Origin of the sequence: Amycolatopsis sp. La24 (genome assembly GCF_029087445.1) — a bacterium.
Taxonomy (GTDB): domain Bacteria; phylum Actinomycetota; class Actinomycetes; order Mycobacteriales; family Pseudonocardiaceae; genus Amycolatopsis; species Amycolatopsis nivea.
On record NZ_JARACH010000001.1, the window covers coordinates 546,453 to 567,677 of the forward strand.

Annotated in this window: 3 protein-coding genes; all 3 read left to right on the forward strand. The window is 72.6% G+C overall.

What is annotated here, in order from left to right; genetic code table 11:
- The first annotated feature begins 5 nt into the window (after positions 1-5).
- Genes PUT80_RS02670 through PUT80_RS02680 form a run of 3 tightly spaced genes read left to right on the forward strand, consistent with a single transcriptional unit; the run spans position 6 to position 21,138 of the window.
- Positions 6-4,328, forward strand: coding sequence for an amino acid adenylation domain-containing protein (locus PUT80_RS02670; RefSeq protein WP_275290968.1), 4,323 nt, complete (start codon positions 6-8; stop codon positions 4,326-4,328).
- A complete protein-coding gene (locus tag PUT80_RS02675) occupies positions 4,325-16,546 on the forward strand; it encodes a non-ribosomal peptide synthetase (protein WP_275290969.1) in 12,222 nt (4,073 codons plus the stop codon). The genes PUT80_RS02670 and PUT80_RS02675 overlap by 4 nt, the downstream gene beginning before the upstream one ends.
- Positions 16,547-16,572: 26 nt before the next feature.
- Positions 16,573-21,138 (forward strand): non-ribosomal peptide synthetase, encoded by a 4,566-nt coding sequence (locus PUT80_RS02680; RefSeq protein ID WP_275290970.1) that lies wholly within the window; start codon positions 16,573-16,575, stop codon positions 21,136-21,138.
- The last annotated feature ends 87 nt before the right edge of the window (positions 21,139-21,225 follow it).

Consider the following 21,225-nt stretch of genomic DNA (forward strand, 5'->3'; position numbering starts at 1 on the left):
CGACGATGGAAGGCTACCGGCTCTCCCCTCAGCAAAAGCGTGCCTGCCTGGTGCACCAGGCCGACCCGAGCGGTGTCTACCCGGCGCAGGCGCGCGCCGAAGTCGACGGGAACCTGGACCGCGAGCGGTTGCGCCGCGCCGTCGAAAGCGGGTGCCTGCGCCACGAAGCGCTGCGGACGGTGCTCCACCGGCCCGCGGGCATGGACTTGCCGATTCAGGTCATCCAGCCGACGCCGCGCGTGGCGTATGCGGTGCACGTCGGCACCGAACCGGCTGATCTGGCGCGAGCGCGCGCGGGCACGGATTTCGATCTCCCGGACGGTCCGCTCGTGCTGGCCGATCTGGTGCTGCTGTCCGATTCCCGGGCCGAACTGCTGCTGACGATGCCCGGCTGGCTGGTCGACGCGGTGTCCCTGCACGTCCTGCTGTCCGAGATCCGCGAGAGCTACGAGGGACGCTCGCAGCCCGAGGAACCGTTGCAGTACGCCGACGCCGCCGAGTGGCAGCACGATGTCCTGACCGCTCCCGAGACCGCCGGTGGCCGGGAGTTCTGGCAGACGCACCTCGCAGCGCTCCCGCCGGCCGAAGCGCTCCCCTGCGAGCGAACCGGTGCGGCGGAAGGCTTTCGCCCGGCGACCGTACCGGTCGAACTGCCCGCCGAAGTCGTCGCGCTCGCGCAGCAGCGGGAGTGGCCGCTCGACGCCGTGTTCGCCGCGGCATGGCAGGCATTGCTCACCCGGATGGCCGGCAGCGTCGTCCGGATCGCCTCGGCGGCGGCGAACCGGCCGCACGCGGAGATGCGGCACGCGGTCGGCTCGTACGTCCAGTGGCTGCCGCACGCCGCGGCGGCCGACCCGGCACAGACGTTCGCCGAGTCCGTCGCCGCGGTGGCGGATCAAACCCGGAAGCTCGCGGAAAACCAGGAATTCTTCGATGCGGCCGCGTTCGGCGAGACCCCGGCAGCGCGTGCCGGATTCGCCTGGACAGCGCTGCCGGCGCGGTCGGACTGGCCGGTCGTTTTCGCGGTCGCACACCGCGAACCGTTCCCGGTCCTGCTCGACGGGATGCGCTGCGGCACAACGATCCGGCTGGCGCTGCACCACGACACCGCCCGGCTGACCACCGGCGACGCGCGCCGGTTGGCAGCGATGTACGAGTGCTTGCTCGCCGCCGCGGTGCGGGAACCGGAGGCGCGGATCGAGTCGCTGCCGATGTCCCCGAGCGAAGAATCGCGCCGCGCGCTGGCCGCCGGGCTGCCCGCGTCCCCGGCCGCGGTTCCGGATCGCTGCGTGCACACGATGTTCGAGGAGCAAGCGGCGCTCCGGCCGGAGCAGACGGCGGTCGTCGCGGGAGAGGACCGGCTCACCTACCGGCAACTGAACGAGCGGGCGAACCGGATCGCGCACCGCCTGCGCCGGGCCGGCGTACGGCCGGAAGACCGGGTAGGCCTGGTGGCCGGGCGGGGAACTGGCTCGCTCGCCGGGCTGCTGGGCGTGCTGAAATCCGGCGCGGCGTATCTGCCGGTCGACGCCGACCTGCCACCGGCCCGCCGCGACGCCCTGTTCGAGCAGGCCGGCGTGCGGCTGGTCCTGGCCGAAGGCGGTGCGGGCACGATCGACCCGGCCGACCCGAGCCTGGCCGGCGAACCGGCGACCGACCCGGTCGGCGGAGCGGGACTCGCCAACCTCGCGTACGTCGTCTTCACCTCCGGCTCCACCGGCACGCCGAAGGGCGTCGCGGTCACGCACGACAGCCTCGCCCGCTATACGAGCGGCATCGCGGGCGTGCTGGATCTGCCCGCGGGCAGCGGGTACGGCATTGTCTCCACCTTCGCCGCCGACCTCGGGCACACCGTCGTCTACCCGTCGCTGTGCACCGGCGGCACGCTGCACGTCCTGTCCCGCGAGGTCGCGAACAGCCCGGCGCGGATGGCAGGCTACGCGGACCGGAACCCGATCGACTGCCTGAAGATCGTGCCGTCCCACCTGCGGGCGCTGCTGGACGGCCCGCGACCGGCGGCGGTCCTGCCGAAGCGACGGCTGGTCCTCGGCGGCGAGGCGCTGACCGCCGATCTGGTCCGGTCGGTACAGGAACTGGCGCCGGACTGCCGCCTGCTCAATCACTACGGCCCCACCGAAACGACCGTCGGCGTGCTCAGCCACGAAGTCGCCGCGGCGGACGACCCGGTGCCGCTCGGGCGGCCGCTCCCGCACGCCAGGGTGCACGTGCTGGACGACCGGCTCGACCTCGCTCCCTTGTGGACAGCAGGCGAGGTGTGCGTCGGCGGTCCCGCGACGGCCCGCGGCTACCTCGCCGACCCCGCGGCCACCGCCGAGCGGTTCGTTCCCGACCCCCGCCTGCCCGGCGAACGGCTTTACCGCACCGGGGACCTGGCGCGCCGGCGCGCCGACGGCACCCTGGTCTTCCTCGGCCGCGACGACGAACAGGTGAAGCTGCGCGGGTACCGGGTCGAACCAGCCGAGGCCGCCGCGGTGCTCCGCCGGCATCCGGACGTCCAGGACGCGGCCGTCGTGGTCCGCAGCGGCAACGGCGCGCCGCAGCTCGTCGGGTATGTCGTCTCCGGCGCCACCCCGGAAGTTCTGCAAGCGCACTGCGGCGCGCACCTGCCGCCCTACCTGGTCCCGTCAGCGATCGTGCCGATCGGCGCGATCCCGTTGACCGCCAACGGGAAGCTCGACCGCGCGGCGCTTCCCGAACCGGCAGGCGCCACCGCGTACGCGCCGCCGGAATCCCCTGCGGAGGAGACTCTCGCCGCCATCTGGGCCGAACTTCTCCGCGTCGACCGAGTCGGCCGCCACGACGGTTTCTTCGCACTGGGCGGCGACTCGATCCTGGGCATCCAGGTGGTCTCGCGCGCGAACCAAGCCGGCCTCGCGGTGACGCCCCCGCTGCTGTTCCAGCACCCGACGATCGCCGCTCTCGCCGCTGCCTGCGCGACCGGCGCCGCGCCCGTCCGGGCGGAACAGGGACCGGTGACCGGACCTGTGCCGGCGACGCCGATCCAGCGCTGGTTCCTCGGCTTGGACCTGCCCGACCTGTCGCGGTACAACCAGACGATCTGCTTGCGCCCGCGGCAAAGCCTGCGTGCCGGGCCGCTGCGGTCCGCACTGCATGCGCTGGTCGTCCACCACGACGCGCTGCGGCTGCGCCTGACCCGGACCCCCGACGGCGATTGGACGCTGGACAACGCACCGATCGCCGAGCACGAACTGCTGCGCACCGCCGACGACCTGGAACCGGCTGTGGTGCACGCACAGCAGGACATCGACACCGCGTCCGGCTGCCTGCTCCGCGCCGTCCTCGCCGGCGACGGCGCCGCTCAGCGGCTGGTCCTGGTCGCACACCACCTCGGCGTCGACGGGGTGTCCTGGCGCATCCTGCTCGAAGACCTCGCGACCGCGTACCAGCAGGCCGCGGCAGGGCACCCGGTCCGGCTGCCCGCGAAAACCACCTCGCATCAGGAGTGGGCCGTGCGGACCGCGGAGCGGGCGCATGCCCACGACGCGGAAATCCCGTACTGGACGGACCTGCTGACCGCGGCGCGCAACGCCCGGATACCGCAGGACGAGTACCGCGCCGGCGGGCCAGGCACCTACGGCGAGAGCCGGACGGTCGCCGTGGAACTGGACGCTTCCGCCACCGAAGCCCTGCTCGGCCGGTCCGCGCAGACCTCGGTGCACGCCGCGGTGCTCGGTGCGCTCGGCCGGGTCCTGCACAAATGGACTGGGCAGCAGGCGGTCGTGGACGTCGAGGGCCACGGCCGGGACGTCCACGGGGCGGAATCCGACCTGAGCCGCACCGCCGGCTGGTTCACCACCATCCACCCCGTACGGCTGACCTCCGACGGGGCCGCGCCCGCACCGTCCGGCGGGATTGGCTACGGCATCCTGCGCCACCTCCGCTCGGACACCGCCACCGCCCGCCTGCGCGCGCTGCCCAGCCCGGCGATCCGGGTCAACTACCTCGGCCGCGGAACCGGCTCCGCCGCCGGCGGATTGCTCGAGCTGATGCCCGACCGTCTCGGCCACACGGCGGACCCGACGGCTCGGCGGCCGTACCTGCTCGACATCACCGCCGTCGAGCTGTCCGGCCGGCTGAGGATGACCTGGGAGTACCGCCCAGCAGTTCACTGCGAGCAGACCGTCGCGACACTCGCCGGGGACTGCCTGCGCGAACTGGCCGCGGGCCCCGGCCCCGGCACCCGCGCGGAGCAGGGGCCTCGCTTCGCCGAGTCCGGCCTCGCCGAAGCGGACCTGGCCGAGCTCATGGACGAACTCGACACGCTGCCCGCCGAGGGGGACGCATGACCGGACAGCACGCCCGCATCGAGCGCATCTACCCGCTCTCGCCTCTGCAGCAGGGCATGGTGTTCCACGCCCTCTACGAACCGGGCAAGGACCCGTACGTGGAGCAGGTGTGCTGCACGCTGACGGGCGAACTCGACGCGGCGGCGTTCCGGGACGCCTGGGCCAAGGTCATGGACCGGCACGCCGCGCTGCGCACCGCGTTCCGCTGGACTGGGCAGGCGCAGGCACGGCAGGTCGTGCACCGGCAGGTCGCGTTGCCGTGGACCGAATCCGACCTCGCCGGGCTCGGCGCGCACGAACAGGCCGCGGCCGTCGCGGAACTGGCCGAGCGGGACTGGGCCCGCGGCTTCGACCTCGCCCGCGCCCCGCTGTTCCGGCTGGCCTTGGCCCGGCTCGGCGAGCGGGAGCACCGTCTGGTGTGGACGAACCACCACGCGGTGCTGGACGGCTGGTCGCGTTCCCGGGTGTTCGGCGAAGTGATGACGCTCTACGGCGCCGCGGTCGCCGGACGGGACGCCGAGCTCGCGCCGGCGCCCGCTTTCGGCGACTACATCGCGTGGTACCAAGGGCTCGACCTCGCGCAGGCGGAGAAGTTCTGGCGCGACACGCTTTCCGGATTCAGCGCGGCCACCCCGCTGCCGTTCGGAACCGCCGAGGCGCGCGAGGGCACCGGCTCGGTGCGGCTCGACCTGTCCGAATCCGGCACGGCCGCGCTGCGCGCGCTCGGCCCCAGCCACGGGTTCACCGCCAACACTCTCGTCCAGGCCGCGTGGACGTTGCTGCTGGCGCGGCACAGCGGGCAGTCCGACGTCCTGTTCGGGGCGACCGTCGCCGGCCGGCCGCCGGGCCTCGCGCGCGTCGAGGACATGGTGGGGTTGTTCATCAACACCGTCCCGGTGCGCGTCCGGGCGACCGGCGAGTCCGTCGCCGAATGGCTCGGGGATCTTCAGCGGGCATTCGTCGAACTCCGCCAGTACGAGCACACGCCGTTGGCGGAGACGCGGCGGTGGGCCGAACTGCCCGGAAACAGCCCCCTCTTCGAAAGCCTGGTGGTCTTCGAGAACTACCCGCTGGACGAGCACACCGCAGGCAGTCCTCGAGTGGCCGGCGTCAGCTTCCGCGAGCAGACGCACTACCCGCTCACCCTCGTCTCGGCGCTCGCCGATCGGCTGACGCTGCGGCTGGCGTACGCGCGGAATCAGTACGACGAAGCGGGTGCGAGCGGATTGCTCGCCGAACTGAAGGACCTGCTGGCCGCGCTCGTCGCGAATCTCGACGCACCCGTCGCTGCGCTCGCCGCGCTCGCGCCGGAGCGGGAAGCCGCCCTCCTCGCGAGCTGGAACCCCGCCCCGGCAGCGGTTTCCGCGGACGAAGGAACGCTGGTGGAACGCTTCCTCAGGCAGGCGCGCGAGCGGCCGGACGCCATCGCGGTGGTCTGGGGCGGGGAACAGTTCACCTACCGCGCGGTCGCACGCCGGGCCGCGGGGCTGGCAGAGCAGCTCCGCTCGGCCGGAGTCGGCCGCGAGGTGCTGACCGGGGTGCTCGTGGACCGCGGCCCGCAGCAGGTGATCGCCGTGCTGGCGTGTCACCTCGCCGGCGGAGCCTACGTGCCGCTGGACCCGGAGTATCCGCGGGAGCGGCTGGACTATCTGGTGTCCGACAGTCAGATCCCGACGCTGATCAGCACCGTCGACCTCGCCGACCGGATCCCGGACGGGCCGGCGGTGGTCTTCCTCGCCGGCACCGAAGCCGACCCGGCGCCGCCGCGGATCGACCCGGCCGACCTCGCGTACGTCATCTACACGTCCGGATCGACCGGAGAGCCCAAGGGCGTGCTGGTCCCGCATCGCAACGCGGCGCGCTTGTTCGACGCCACCCGCCCGTGGTTCGGCTTCGACGCCCGCGACGTGTGGAGCCTGTTCCACTCGGTCGCGTTCGACTTCTCGGTCTGGGAGCTGTGGGGCGCGCTGGCGCACGGCGGCCGCCTGGTGCTCGTGGACGACCTGACCCGGCGCACGCCCGCCGAGTTCGCCTGCCTCGCCGACCGGCAAGCGGTCACCGTGCTCAACCAGACTCCCTCGGCGTTCCTTCCGTTGACCGAGGTCGCCGGCGACCTGCCGAGCCTGCGCACGGTGGTCTTCGGCGGCGAAGCCCTGGCCGCCGACCGGTTGTCGCACTGGGCCGGGCTGCACGACCTGGACCGGCCCCGGCTGGTGAACATGTACGGCATCACCGAAACCACCGTGCACGTCACCGGGCACCCGGTCGGCGCGGCGGACCTCGACCCGGCCGCGGGCAGCGTCATCGGCCGTCCGATCCCGGACCTGCGCGTCTACCTGCTTGACGAGAACCTGCGTCCGGTGCCGGCGGGCCGGACCGGCGAGCTTCACGTCGGCGGCGCCGGACCGGCCCGCGGCTACCTTCGCCGCCCAGGGCTGACCGCGCAACGCTTCCTGCCCGATCCGTACGGCCCGGCCGGGACGCGCATGTACCGCACCGGCGACCTGGCGCGGGCGCTGCCTGATGGCACGTTCGTCTACCTCGGCCGCGCCGACGACCAGATCCAGGTCCGCGGCCACCGCGTCGAACCGGCCGAGATCGAGGCCGCACTGCGCGCCCATCCGCACGTGACCGGCGCGCACGTGCGGCTCCGCGACGATCAGCTCGTCGCGTATCTCACCGCCGGCGGCGAGGTCGGCGACCTGCGTGAGCACCTCGCGCGGCGCCTCCCCCGCCACCTCTTCCCGGCGCATTGCGTCGTGGTGGACGAGTTCCCGCTCACCGTGCACGGCAAGATCGACCCGGCGGCGCTGCCGGAGCCCGGCCGCGAGCGGTCGGGAGTCGAGACGGCCGCACCGAGAACGCCGGTGCAGGAGGTCGTCGCCGGGGTCTGGCAACAGCTTCTCGGCGTCGAGAACGTCGGCATCCACGACGACTTCTTCGCGCTCGGGGGCCACTCCCTGATCGCCGCCCAGGTCCATGCCCGGCTCCGGGCGGTGTTCGGCGTCGACGTGCCGCTGCGGGTGCTGTTCGCGCATCCCACCGTCGCGGAACTCGCCGAGCACGTCGAAGCTCGCCGCGGCACGACCGCGGACCAGCGGCCGCCGCTGCGCGCGCAAGACCGCCCGGCGGACGTTCCGTTGTCGTTCGCACAGCAGCGCGCCTGGTTCTTCGAGCAGTGGGCTCCGGACAGGCCGCTCAACACGATCATCGCCGGCCTGCGGCTCACCGGCGTCCTCGACGTGGCAGCCGTTGCCGCGGGGCTGACCGTCATCGCCGCGCGCCATGAACCCCTGCGCACCGCTTTCGGCACCGGGGCCCTGTCGCAGGTGATCTCGCCGCCCGCGCCGGTGCCGTTGCCGGCGGTGGACCTCCGCGGCCTCGACCCGGCCCGGACCGCCGCGGTCGTCCGCGAGCTCGCCGCCTCCGAGGCCCGGCTGCGCTTCGACCTTCAGGCCGGGCCGCTCGCCCGCGCTCGGCTGCTGCGCCTGGCCGAAGACGACCACGTGCTGTTGCTCGGACTGCACCACACCATCGCCGACGGCCGTTCGCTCGAGGTCCTGCTGGCCGAATTGACCGAGCTGTACACCGCGCTCCGGGAACACCGCGAACCGGTGCTCCCGGAACTTCCCTTCCAGTACGCGGATTACACCCTGTGGCAACGGTCCTGGTTGGACAGTGCGACGCTGGAGCGGCAGCTCGCGCACTGGCGCGAGAACCTCGCCGGCGCGCCCGCGCTGCTCGAACTTCCCACCGACCGTCCGCGCCCTGCGGAGCTGGGATTCGACGGCGCGAGCCACGCGTTCACCGTGCCCGAACCGGTCCGGCAGATGCTGCACCAGGTGAGCCGGGAGATCGGCGCGACGCCGTTCATGACTCTGCTGGCCGCGTTCTCGCTGGTGCTGTCCCGCTACAGCGGCCAGGACGACATCGTGGTCGGCACGCCGATCGGACAGCGCCCCACCGAGGAAGCCGAACGGCTGATCGGGTTCTTCACCAACACCTTGGCTCTGCGCACCGATCTCAGCGGCAACCCGACCTTCGCGCAACTGGTCGCCCGGGTCCGCGAAGGGTGCCTGGACGCCTACGCCAACCAGGACGTGCCGTTCGAGCAACTGGTGGAGGAACTGCGTCCCGCACGAGACGCCAGCTACGCGCCGCTGGCCCAGGTGGGGTGCGACTACCAGCGGGTGTCCTCGCCCGAACTCGGCTGGCCGGGCGTGCGCGTCCGGCCGCTTGACCCGCCGCCCGGCAACGGAACGGCGAAGTTCGACCTGGCGCTCGCCCTGGTCGAAAGCCCGGATTCGCTGACCGGCACGCTGATCTACAACACCGCGTTGTTCGAGCCGGCTACCGTCGAACGGATTGCCGTCGTGCTGCTCGACGCGCTCGCCGCCCTGACGACGGAGCCGAACCGGCGGCTGCGCGACGCGCCGCTGCTGTCCACTGCCGACCACGACCTGCTGACCCGCCGGTGGAACCACACCCCGGCCCCCGCGGCGCCAGCCCTCGGATTCGCGGATCTCGTTGCCGCACAGGCCAAGCGCAGCCCGGACGCGGTCGCGGTCGCGATGGGCGGGCATCAGCTCACCTACGCCGCGCTCGACGCGCGCGCCACCCGGCTGGCCCAGCACCTGCGGGCCGCCGGAGCCGGACCGGACGTCCGGGTCGCGGTTTGCCTGGAGCGTTGTCCCGAACTGGTGATCAGCGTGCTGGGCATCATGAAGGCGGGCGCCGCCTACGTGCCGCTGGACCCGACGTATCCAGCCGACCGGCTGGCCTACCTGGTCCAGGACAGCCGCGCGCAACTGCTGCTGTCGCAACGGGACCTGCTGGACCGGTTGCCTCGGCACGAGAACGTCCTGCTCCTCGACGAGCAGTGGCCTGCCATCCGCGCGGAGCGCGACGACACCCCGCTGCCGCCGGTTCCGCTCGACGCCGTCGCGTACGTCATCTACACCTCCGGCTCCACCGGCCGTCCAAAAGGGACGATGGTGCCGCACCGCGGCATCGCCGCGCTCGCCGACGCGCAGGCGGGCGCGCTGGAGGTCGGCAACGGGAGTCGCGTGTTGCAGTACGCGTCGCTGAGCTTCGACGCGTCCCTGCTGGAACTCGTCATGGCGCTGCCGTCCGGCGCGACGTTGTGCCTCGCACCGCGCGAGCGGCCGCTCCCCGGCCCGGATCTCGTCCAGCTCCTGGACGAGCAAGCGGTCACCACGGTGATGCTGCCGCCGTCCGCGCTGGCGGTCACCCCGGACGCGGCGCTGCCGGCCCTGACCACCGTGACAGTCGGCGGCGAGGCGTGCTCGGCCGACCTGGTGCGCCGATGGGCCCCCGGCCGCCGGTTCCACAACCTGTACGGGCCCACCGAGGCGACCATCTGCACCGTCATGGCCGAATGCCTGCCGGGTGCGCCGGTGGCGATCGGCAGGCCGATCCCGGGCAGCACCGCGTACGTGCTCGACGCCGAGCTGCGTCCGGCGCCGATCGGCGTCCCCGGCGAGCTGTGCCTCGGCGGGGACGGCCTCGCCCACGGGTATCTTGGCCGGCCTGGCCTGACCGCGGACCGTTTCGTGCCGGACCCGTTCGGGCCGCCCGGTGCGCGGCTTTACCGCACCGGTGACCGGGTGCGGTTCCGTGCCGACGGGACGCTCGCGTTCCTGGGCAGGCTGGACGCCCAAGTCAAACTGCGCGGCTTCCGCATCGAGCCGGGCGAGGTCGAAGCCGCGTTGCGGAGCGTCCCGGACGTGGCGGACGCGGCGGTGGTCCTGCGCGAGGACCAGCCGGGCGCGCCCCGGTTGGTCGGGTACGCGGTGGCGAACACCGGAGTCACGACCGACGAGCTGCGCGCGGCGTGCGCCCGCGATCTGCCGGAGTACATGGTCCCGGCCGCGTTCGTGGTTCTCGACGAGTTCCCGTCGCTGCCGAGCGGCAAGCTCGACCGCGGCGCGCTGCCCGCGCCCGGCGCGGACCGTCCGGAACTGGCGGTGTCGTACGCCGCGCCCTCCACCCGGACGGAGCGCACGATCGCCGACATCTGGGCGAAGGCGCTCGGGCTGGATCGAGTGGGCCGCGACGACGACTTCTTCGCCCTCGGCGGCGACTCGATCCTGAGCATCCAGGTGATCACCCAAGCAGCCAAGACGGGTCTGCGGATCAGCCACAAAATCCTGTTCCAGAACCGGACCGTGCGCGCCCTCGCGTCCGCCGTCGAAGAAGCGGCCCCGGCGGCGACCGGCTCCGGCGCTCAGGACGCGGTGTCCGGCCTGGTCCGGCCGACTCCGATCCAGCAGTGGTTCCTGGACCAGCACCTGCCGACACCGGAGCACTACAACCAAGCGCTGCTGGTGCGTCCGCGCCGTCCGCTGCACACCGAAGCGCTCCGTGCGGCGCTGCGCGAAGTGGTTGCCCACCATGACGTCCTGCGGTTGCGCGTGACGTCCGGCACCACGCTGGACATCGCCGCCCTGTCGGACGCGGCGCCGGTCCAACTGACCGTCGCCGGACCGGCGGACGCGGAAACCATCGCCGAAACGGCGGCCGAGGCGCACGCGGGCATCGACCTGTCCGCGGGCTGCCTGCTTCGCGCTGTCCACATCAGACTCGCGGACAGCGAACGGCTGCTGCTGGTAGCTCACCACCTCGCCGTGGACGGCGTTTCCTGGCGGATTCTTCTGGAGGACTTGGCCACCGCTTATCATCAAGCGCTGCGCGGTGCGCCGCTCGCGCTCCCGGCCAAGACCACCGCCTTCCGGGACTGGGCCGCCGGTCTGGCCGAGCACGCGAACCACCCCGAGATCAGCGTCCAGATTCCCTATTGGACAGACGTGCTGGTCGACGCGCAGACCCAAGCCTTGCCGACCGACGCGGACCTCGACCCGGCGGCCGACACCTATGCCGCTGCCGGTTCGGTGACCGCCGAGCTCGACGCCACCGCCACCGAAGACCTGCTCCGCTCCTCCGGCCCGGCCAGCGCGCACGAACTGCTGCTGACCGCGCTCGGCCGCGCACTCTGCGACTGGACCGGAAGCGACCGGGCGGTGGTGGACGTGGAAAGCCACGGCCGGGACGCCTTGTCCGGCATGGCCGGGACGGCCGACCTGACCCGCACGGTCGGCTGGTTCACCGCGATCTACCCGCTCGTCCTTCCGGTCGCCGGACCGCCGCGGACTGCGGTGCGCAACGTCCGCGAAGCGATCCGCGCGCTGCCGGACGGCGGTCTGGGCTACGGGCTGCTGCGGCACGGACGCTCCGACGCCGCGACCGAGCGGCTGCGCGCGCTGCCCGGACCGGAGGTGTGTTTCAACTACCTCGGCCAGGTGGACCAGTCCTTCGCGGGCGACTCGCCGTGGCTGCCCGCGGAAGAAGACACCGGGCCCGGCCAGTCGCCGGACGTCCCGAGGCGGTACCTGATCGACGTGGTTGCGCTGGTCGCCGACGGCCGCCTCCGGATCACCGTGACGCACGGCGCGCTGCACCGGCGCGAGACGGTGGCCGGCTTGCTCGACGCGCTCCGCGCGCACCTGCGCACGTTGCTGGCCGCCGTCCGGTCCGGATCCGGCGACGCGCTCGTGCCGGCGGACTTCCCCTTGGCCGACCTGGACCAGGCAGCGCTCGACCGCCTCGCCGCCGCGACCGACGGCGCGGTGGAAGACGTCTACCCGCTTTCGCCGATGCAGGAAGGGATGCTGTTCCATACCGTCCGCGAGGACGGGCCCGGCTCGTACGTGGTGCAGATGGCCGCCCGGCTGACCGGGAAGGTCGACCCCCGCCGGTTCCGCGCCGCCTGGCAGCGGGTGCTGAACCGGCACGCGGCGCTGCGCACGTCATTCCACTGGGATCGGCTGCACCGTCCGCTCCAGGTCGTGCACCGCACTGTGCCCGTCGCCGTCGACACGGTGGACTGGCGGGCGCTGGACCGCGCGGAACAGGTCGTGCGCAGCGCGGAATTCCTGGCCGCCGACCGTGAACGCGGGTTCTCCCTCACCCGCCCGCCGCTCATCCGCCTCACCCTGCTCCGGCTGGCCGACGAGGAGTGGGAACTGGTCTGGACCCATCACCACCTGTTGCTGGACGGCTGGTCGATGCCGCTGGTCGTGCGCGAGCTGTTCGGCTGGTACGAAGCGCTCGACGACGACGGCGCCCCGGCGGTTCCGGCCGCTCCCGCCCGCCCGTACCGGGACTACATCGCGTGGCTGCGGGACCAGGACCCGGCGGAGGAGTTCTGGCGCGCACGGCTCGGCGGCTTCGCCGCCGCCACTCCGCTTCCGGCGCGCACACCCGGCAGGACCGGGAACGGGTACCGCACCGCGGAGATCCGGCTTCCCGAGGACGCGACCGAACAACTGCGGCAGTTCACCCGCGACCTGGGCATCACGACCAGCACACTGGTGAACGCCGTCTGGGCGGTGCTGCTCGGCCGCCACAGCGGGGAGGAAGACGTCGTGTTCGGCGTGACGGTCGCCGGCCGCCCGCCGGAACTGCCCGGCGTCGAGTCGATCGTCGGCCTGTTCATCAACACGTTGCCCGCGCGCGTCCGCCTGCCCCGGCGGCAGCCGGTCGGCGAGTGGCTGCGAGAGCTGCACCAGGACCTGCTGGAAATGCAGAGCAACGCCTACAGCCCGTTGGTGCGGATGCAGGCCTGCAGCGCGGTGCCGCGCGGCAGCAGCCTGTTCGAAAGCATCGTCGTGTTCGAGAACTACCCGGTGGACGAAGCCGCGGGCCAAGCCCTCACGGGGGTCGAAGCACGCCAGGTGCACGCCGTCGAGCAGACCGACTATCCGCTGACCTTCAGCTCCGCTCCCGGCCCGCGGCTGCTGCTGTCGCTGCTCTACGACAACAGCCGCTACAGCGCGGATGCGGCCGAAGAGCTGCTCGCCCAGCTGCGGCACCTGCTGGCCGAGTTCGCGAAACACCCCGGTCGACCGGTCGGCCAAGTGTCCATTTTGGACGACAACGCGCACTGGGCCGTGCTGTCCCAAGGAATTTCCCCGGTCTCCCCGGCGTCCGAGGAGCGTCCGCTGCACCGGCTGGCCGAGGAGCACGCCGAGCGCACGCCGGATGCGGTCGCGGTGGTCGCCGACGACCGGCAGCTCACCTATCGTGCGCTGAACGCACGCGCGAATCAGCTGGCCCGGGTGCTGCGGCGGCACGGCGTCGGTCCGGAGACGCGGGTCGGGCTGCTGCTCGACCGCTCCCCCGGCCTGCTGGTCGGGTTGCTGGCGGTGCTCAAAGCCGGCGGCGCGTACGTGCCGCTCGACCCGGACGCGCCTGCGGACCGGAATCACCGGCTGATCGGCGACGCCGGAATCCGGCTGCTGGTGTCCGACCAGGACCTGAGCGATGCGCCCGTGCCGGCAATCCCGGTCAGCGCCGGCGGTTCCGAGTCCGCGGAGAACCTTCCCGGAACGACTCTGCCGGACAGCCTCGCCTACGTCGTGCACACCTCCGGTTCGACCGGACGTCCGAAGGGCGTGCAGGTCAGCCACCGCAACCTGAGCGCCGCCGCGGCCGCCTGGCGCACTGCGTACGCGCTGTCCGAAGAGGATCGGCACCTGCAGATGGCGGGCGTGACGTTCGACGTGTTCACCGGCGACGTCACGCGCGCGCTGAGTTCAGGCGCGGCTCTCGTGTTGTGCCCGCGCGAGTTGCTGCTCGACCCGGCCGCGCTGGCCCGGCTCCTGGACGAGCAGCAGATCACCGCGGCCGAGTTCGTGCCAGTGGTGCTCCGGCACGCAGTGGAGGCCGTGCAGTCGTCCGGCGGCCGGTTGCCCGCGCTGCGGTTGCTGGTGTCCGGCGCGGACGCTTGGCCGGCGCGCGATCGCGCGGCGGCCGCGCGGATCGGCGGCGAGCACACCCGTGTCATCAACTCCTACGGCGTCACCGAAGCCACAGTCGACAGCACGTGTTTCGACGGCGAGCTCACCGAGGCCGGCGACGCGCTCGTCCCGGTCGGCCGTCCGCTCGGCGCTACCAGGGTGTACGTACTGGACCGGTCCGGCGCGCCGGCGCCGCTCGGCGCGCCCGGCGAACTCCACCTCGGCGGACCGCAGGTGGCCCGCGGGTACGCGGGTCTGCCCGGCCTGACCGCTGAGCGGTTCGTGCCCGATCCGTGGGGCGGTCCGGGCGACCGGCTCTACCGCACCGGCGACCGGGCTCGCTGGCGCCCTGACGGCGAACTGGAGTTCCTCGGCCGTCTCGACGAGCAGGTGAAGCTGCGCGGCGTGCGGATCGAACCAGGCGAGGTGGAGGCGGCGCTCGCCGCGCATCCGGCCGTGCGCGCCGCGGCCGTCGCGGTCCGGGCCGATGCTCGCGGGGAACCCCGGTTGGCCGGTTACGTCGTCGCGGACCGCGACGACGCTCTGCTGGCGGAAGTCCGGGCGACGGCTGCGCGACTGCTGCCCGCGTCGATGATGCCCTCCGTTCTCGTGGTTCTGGACGCCTTGCCCCTGACTGCGAACGGAAAGCTCGACCGGTCCGCGTTGCCTGCCCCGGAGGCGCCCGAAGCCACCGAGGATTACGACCCCCCGGAAACGGCCGCCGAACGCGCGATCGCCGAGGTCTGGGCGAAAGTGCTCGGCGTGCCGCGAGTGTCAGCGACCGACAGCTTCTTCGCCCTCGGCGGCGATTCGATCGTCAGCCTTCAGGTCGTCGCCCGGACCCGCGCCGCGGGCTGGGCCGTCAGCCCGAAGCAGGTTTTCGACCACCAGACTGTCCGGGCGCTGGCGGCGGTCGCGGTCCCGGCCTCGCCCGCGTCGCACGCCGAGCAAGGCGTGGTGACCGGCTCGCTACCGCTCACTCCGGTCCAGGCGACGTTCTTCGCCGAACAGCACCCGGCCCCGCACCACTACAACCAAGCGGTGCTGCTCCGTGCGCGCGGTCCGATCGACACCGAAGCCCTCGAGCGGGCGTTGCGCCTGGTGGTCCGGCACCACGACGCGTTGCGGATGCGATTCCGGCGCACCGAAGACGGCTGGGCGCAAGAGCAGGCCGGGCTGTCCGGACTGCCGGCGCGACTGCTCACCGTGGAAGACCTCGCCGCGGCCGACGATCCCGCCGCGGCGGTCGAGGCCCGCGCCGCCGCCGCGCAGCGCACCCTCGACCTCGACGCCGGGCTGCTTCTGCGCGCGGTGTGGTTCGACCTCGGCACCGACCGTCCCGGCCGGTTGCTGCTCGCGGTGCACCACCTCGCGATCGACGGCGTCTCGTGGCGAATCCTGCTGGAGGACTTGGCCCACGCGTACACCCGGGAGCGCGACGGGGCCCCGGTCGAGCTGCCGCCCAAGACCACGGCGTTCCGGGACTGGGCGCAGGCGCTCGCCGAACACGCGCACAGCGACGAGATCGGCGCGCAGACCGGCCACTGGCTCTCCGTCGCGCGAGCAGGGGCCGAATCCGGTCTCCCGCTGGACCTGCTGCCCGAGGCGGACGAGGGTCTGGAGGACGTCAACACCCGGGCCCAGCTGGCCGCGGTGACCCGCGAACTGGACGAGGAAACGACCCGGCTCCTGCTGCACGAGGTGCCCCCGGCATACCGGGCCCGGATCGACGAGGTGCTGGTGACCGCGGTCAGCTCCGCGATCGCGAGCTGGGCGGGCGAGCCCTCGGTGCTGGTGGACCTGGAAGGCCACGGGCGCGAGGATTTCGGGGCCGCGCTGGATGTCTCCCGCACCGTCGGGTGGTTCACGAGCGTCTACCCGGTCCTGCTGACGCCCGATCCGCACGACCCGGCGGCCGCGCTGCGGCACGTCGGGCAGCGGATGCGTGAGGTGCCGCAACGCGGCCTCGGCTACGGCCTGATCCGCCATTCGCGCACCGGGGACCCCGCCGCGGCACAACTGGCGGACCTGCCGTCCGCGGCGGTCTGCTTCAACTACCTCGGACGGCTGGACGCCGGGTTCGGCGGGGCCGGGCCGTGGGAGCCGGCCGCCGAACCGGAAGGTCCGGGCCAGGACGCCCGCGCACCCAGGCCGTACCTGCTGGAGGTCGACGCCATGGTGCTTTCCGGGCGGTTGCGGTTCACCTGGTCCTACAGCGACCGCCTGCACACCGAGGCGACCGCCGCCGGGCTCGCCGACCACTGCGCCGCCCTGCTGCGGACCCTGGTCGAGCGCCGCCGCGACGCGGAGGCGGCGAGCTGGCCGGCCCCCGACGTGACCGGGGTCGCCTTAGCCCCCGGCGAGCTGGACGACCTGCTCGCCGGTTTCCGGACGCCATGACGATCTCCCCAGGAGCGCCGCCAGCGATGCCCGAGCAGACGACCGTCGAGAGCATTCACCCGCTGTCCCCGCTGCAGCAGGGCATGTTGTTCCACGCCCTCTACTCCCCGCACGACGACGTCTACGTCGAGCAGTTCAGCTGCCGCTTCGACGGGCCGCTGGACGTGCCGGCGTTCCGCGCCGCCTGGACGGGCGTCGTGGCTCGGCATCCAGCGTTGCGCACTTCGTTCCACTCCCTCGAAGGCGAGCAGCCGGTGCAGGCGGTGCACCGCGCCTTCAAACTGCCGTGGACCGAACACGACTGGCGGACCGTCGAACTCGCGCCGGACCGCCTGCCTGAGTTCCTCGCCGCGGACCGGGCGGCGGGCATCGACCCGGCCGCGCCGCCGCTGCACCGGTTCTCGCTGCTGCGAGTGGCCGACGACGCGTACGTGTTCGTGTGGACGCACCACCACCTGCTCCTGGACGGCTGGTCCATGCCGCTGGTGCTGAGCGAAGTGGCCGCGAGGTACGCGGCGCTGCGGCGCGGCGAGGACGCCGACCTCCCGCCGGTGCGGCCCTATCAGGACTACCTGACTTGGCTGGCCGAGCAGAGTCAGGCGAAAACCGAGGAGTTCTGGCGCACTCGCCTCAGCGGGTTCGCCACCGCCACCCCGTTGCCGCTGCGCGCCGCGGAAGCGGTGCCGGCGCAAGGATTTCTCTCCGTCGAAGAAGTGTTTTCCGAGGAGTCGACGGCGAAGCGGATCGCAACCGCACAGGCCGGCGGGCTCACCATCGGCACCGTCGTACAAGCAGCGTGGTCCTTGGTGCTCGCCCGGTTCAGCGGCGTCTCGGACGTCGTGCACGGCGCCACGACTTCCGGTCGTCCGCCGGAACTGCCGGGCGTGGAAGACATCGTGGGCATGTTCATCAACACGCTACCCGTACGCACCCGGGTCGAGGGCCGGCGGCCGGTCCTGGAATGGCTGCGCGAAACACAGGCGGACTTCGCCGCCGCGCGCGGGCACGAGCACATCTCCCTGGTGCGTGCGCAAGGCTGCAGCGATGTGCCGCGCGGCGAGCCGCTGTTCGACAGCCTCGTCGTGGTCGAGAACTTCCCGATCACCGCCGCGGCGGACAACGCTTTCGACGGCGTCGCTGTCACCTCGGTCCAGGCCACCGAACAGACCAGCTACCCGCTGACGGTCGTTGCGCTGCCGGGGCGTTCGTTGCGGTTGCGGCTGCTGTGCGACCGGCGCTGGTACACCGAAGAGACCGCCCGCGCGGTCGTCGGCGCGCTGCGCGCCGCGGTGACGGGCCTCCTCGAAAACCTGGACCGATGCGTGAACGACGTGCCGATCATGTCCGACGACGCAGCAGCGGCACTGGTCCGGAAGTGGAACGCCACCCGCGGCGACTACCCGCGCGACCACAGCGTGCCCGCTCTGGTCGCGGAACAAACTGCACGCACCCCCGACGCGGTAGCGGTCGTGCACGGCGAACAGCACCTCACCTACCGCGCGCTGGCCGCCCGCGCCGCCCGCCTGACTGGCGCGTTGCGCGCGCTGGGCGTCACGCCGGGTTCCTGCGTGGGCGTCTTTCTCGAGCGCTCCCCCGAACTGATCACCGCGCTGCTCGGCACTCTCCGTGCCGGTGCGGCGTACGTCCCGCTCGCTCCTTCCTACCCGGCACAGCGCCTGGCGTTCATGGCTGAGGACAGCGGAACCTCCGTCGTTCTCACCGTAAAAGCGTTGCAGCACAACGTTCCAGACGGAGTGCGCACCCTGCTCCTGGACGATCCCCGAACCTGGCCGACCGGCGACGAAGCGGCGGTCACGGCAACCGCGAATGCGCCCGCGTACGTGATGTACACGTCCGGTTCCACCGGAACTCCCAAGGGCGTCACTGTCCCCCACCGGGCGATCGTCCGGCTCGTCCGCGACACCGATTACGTTTCGCTGCGAGCCGACGACCGGATCGCCTTCGCGGCTACCACCGCCTTCGACGCGGCGACCTTCGAGCTGTGGGGAGCCTTGCTGTCCGGTGCCGCAGCGGTGGTCGTGGCGAAACAGCAGGCACTGGACCCGGTCGGCTACGCGGCGCTGATCCGCGAGCAGGCGATCACGACGCTGTTCATGACCACCGCGTTGTTCAACCAGTTCGCCGCAGGCGCGCCGGACGCGTTCGCGCCGATGCGCCAGGTGCTTTTCGGCGGCGAGGCCGTAGATCCGGCCGCCGTCCGCACGGTGCTCGCCGCTGGCGCGCCGCGGCGCCTCCTGCACGTCTACGGCCCGACCGAGAGCACCACCTTCGCGACCTGGCACATGGTCGACGCCGTGGGCGATCAGGACCGCACAGTGCCGATCGGCACTGCGATCGCCAACACCACCGCGTACGTGCTCGACCGTGCGGCACGGCCGGTGCCGGCAGGCGCGGCCGGCGAACTGTGCCTCGGCGGAGACGGCCTGGCGCACGGCTACCGCGGTCACGCTGCACAGACCGCGGAGCGTTTCCTGCCGGATCCGTTCGGGCCGCCGGGAAGCCGGCTCTACCGCACCGGCGACCTGGTCCGCACCCACGCCGACGGCGCGATCGTCTTCCTCGGCCGCACCGATCACCAGGTCAAGCTGCGCGGCTTCCGGATCGAACTGGACGAGGTGGCCGCCGCCCTGCGCGCAGCCGACTCGGTCGCCGACGCAGCAGTCCTGCTCCGCGAGGACGTCCCCGGCAATCCGCAGCTCGTCGCGTATGTGACCGGAGCCCCGCCGCTGGCCGAACTGCGCGCCCACTGCGCCCGCACGATGCCCGACCACATGATCCCCGCCGTGTTCGTGCCGATGCCGAGCCTTCCCTTGACGGACAACGGAAAGCTGGACCGCAAAGCCCTCCCCGCACCCGAGTGCCGCGCGGACGACGCCGACCCCGGCTATGTCGCGCCGCGTCCGGGCACCGAGGAACTGGTCGCCGAACTGTGGGCGCACGTGCTGCACATCGACCGGGTGAGCCGGGACGCCAATTTCTTCGATCTCGGCGGACATTCGCTGACCGCGACTCAGTTGCAGACCCGGCTGCGCCGCGCGTTTGCCGCGGACGTGCCGCTCCGCGCCATCTTCACGGCCGCCGACCTTGCCGGTCTCTCCGCTGAAATCGACGCGCTGCGCCGCGACCCGGCCGTCGCGTCGACGCCTCCGCGCCCGGTCGACCGAACCACGCCGTTGCCGCTGTCATTCCCCCAGCGGCGGCTGTGGTTCCTCCAACAGTGGGAACCGGGCACCGCGCTCTACCACATTTCCGGCGCGCTTCGGCTGCGCGGGAGACTCGACGTGCCCGCGCTGCGCGCTGCCTGGCAGGCCGTCGTCGACCGGCACGAAGTACTGCGCACCCACGTGTCCGCGACGTCAGCGGACGACCCCCGGCAGACCGTGGCCTCGCGGATGCCCGCCGCTATCCCCGTGGTCGACCTGACCGCGGCAGAAGCGCGGGAAGTCGTGCGAGCCGTGCTCGAAACGCCGTTCCGACTCACCGAGGGCCCGTTGTGGCGGCTGATGCTGGTCCGCACGAGCCCGGAGGAGCACATCTTCGCGCTCTGTCTGCACCATCTGATCGCCGACGGCGAGTCCATCGGCTTGCTCCTGCACGAACTCGGCGCGCAGTACCGGGCGCGCGGCCGCGCGGATCTGCCCGCGCTGCCCGTGCAGTACGGCGATTACGCGGCATGGCAGCACCGCACCCTTACCGACGACTGGCTCGCCGCGGACCTCGCCTACTGGCGCAAGACGCTCAGCGGGCTCCCGTCCGTCACCCTTCCCACCGACCGGCCGCGCTCGGCCGACGCCGGTGCCGAAGCCGCCCGCTGCGCCGTCGCGCTTCCGTCCGAAGTGGACGGAAGGCTCGGCTCGCTCTGCCGCCAGGCGGGCGTGACCCGGTTCATGGCGCTGTACGCGGCTTTCGCCGCCGCGCTGGCCCAGACTCGCGACCTCTCCGAGGTCGTGGTCGGCACCCCGACCGCCAACCGCGACCACCAGGAACTGGAGGGACTGATCGGGTTCTTCGTGAACACCCTGGTGCTGCGGCTGGACCTCGGCGGCGACCCGGCGTTCCGGGACCTGCTCGGACGCACCCGGGAAACCTGCCTCGGCGCCTACGCGCACCAGGCGGTCCCGTTCGAGCGCCTCGTGACTGAACTGGCCCCGGACCGCGCCGCCGGCCGCCTGCCGCTGTTCCAGACCTGGTTCGTCGTGCAGGACGCGCCGGCCGCGGCCGAGGCGTTCCCCGGCATCGAGGTGTCGCCGGCAGGCGACCCGGACCGGCTCGCGCGTTACGACCTGCGGCTCGACGTGCAGCGGTCCGGCGGCGAAACGCGCGCGGTGTTCGAGTACAAGGCCGCCCTGTTCGAACCGGCGGCGATTGCGCGGCTGGCCCGCCGGTTCGTCAGCGTGCTCGAACTGGTCACCGCCGACCCGGAGATCCGGTTGTCGGCGGTGACCCGCCGGCTGGCCGAGTCCGAAGACCGGCTGCGCCGCGAACGCAAGAACGGGATGAGCCTCGCCGGGCTGCACCGGCTCAAGAACACCCGGCGCGCGAACGCCCCGGAGCGCAGGGGCCGCGCATGAGCGCGACAACCGGTCCGGTACCGCGCCCGAACCTCGGCCCCGTGACCGGTGAAAGCCGCGTTCGCCGCCGTCCCGCCCCCAGCCCTG

Excerpts from the sequence above, each read along its gene's own strand:
- PUT80_RS02680 (WP_275290970.1), top strand. The coding sequence starts at position 16,573 with ATGCCCGAGCAGACGACCGTCGAGAGCATTCACCCGCTGTCCCCGCTG.
- PUT80_RS02670 (WP_275290968.1), top strand. The coding sequence starts at position 6 with ATGGAAGGCTACCGGCTCTCCCCTCAGCAAAAGCGTGCCTGCCTGGTG.
- PUT80_RS02675 (WP_275290969.1), top strand. The coding sequence starts at position 4,325 with ATGACCGGACAGCACGCCCGCATCGAGCGCATCTACCCGCTCTCGCCT.